The organism is Listeria sp. SHR_NRA_18 (genome assembly GCF_003856515.1).
Lineage (GTDB): Bacteria > Bacillota > Bacilli > Lactobacillales > Listeriaceae > Listeria_A > Listeria_A newyorkensis.
Window position 1 is genome coordinate 1 of record NZ_QPKR01000051.1, and the last position, 515, is coordinate 515.

2 tRNA genes and 1 rRNA gene are annotated in these 515 nt (G+C 44.9%); all 3 read left to right on the plus strand.

Features of this window, described 5'->3' with window-relative positions:
- Positions 1 to 71: ribosomal RNA gene (locus DUK53_RS17080) — 16S ribosomal RNA — on the plus strand; the annotation flags it as partial.
- Between the two features lie 119 nt (positions 72 to 190).
- Positions 191 to 264 (plus strand) — tRNA-Ile (locus DUK53_RS17085).
- A 48-nt stretch (positions 265 to 312) separates the two neighbouring features.
- Positions 313 to 388 (plus strand) — tRNA-Ala (locus DUK53_RS17090).
- The last annotated feature ends 127 nt before the right edge of the window (positions 389 to 515 follow it).

Below are 515 nucleotides of genomic sequence, written 5' to 3' on the forward strand. Positions count from 1 at the left end.
TGGGACAGATAATTGGGGTGAAGTCGTAACAAGGTAGCCGTATCGGAAGGTGCGGCTGGATCACCTCCTTTCTAAGGAAAAGGAAACCTGCTTTTGTTTTATCTTCTGTTTTGTTCAGTTTTGAGAGATTAATCTCTAGTTAGTGGTAAGCACTTTTTTCTTCTTACAGAAAGAGGCGCTTTTTATTGACGGGCCTATAGCTCAGCTGGTTAGAGCGCACGCCTGATAAGCGTGAGGTCGATGGTTCGAGTCCATTTAGGCCCACTTTCTCTACCATAAGAAAGCATCCACTAACACTTTATATCCCATAATGGGGCCTTAGCTCAGCTGGGAGAGCGCCTGCTTTGCACGCAGGAGGTCAGCGGTTCGATCCCGCTAGGCTCCACCAAAGAAAGTTGTTCTTTGAAAACTAGATAAGAAAGTTAGTAAAGTGCGGTATAAGTCTTTGACTTGTACCAACCAAGTAAGAACCGAGAATCAACTGAAAGTAACCTTTCAACTAACCGATACGGCCA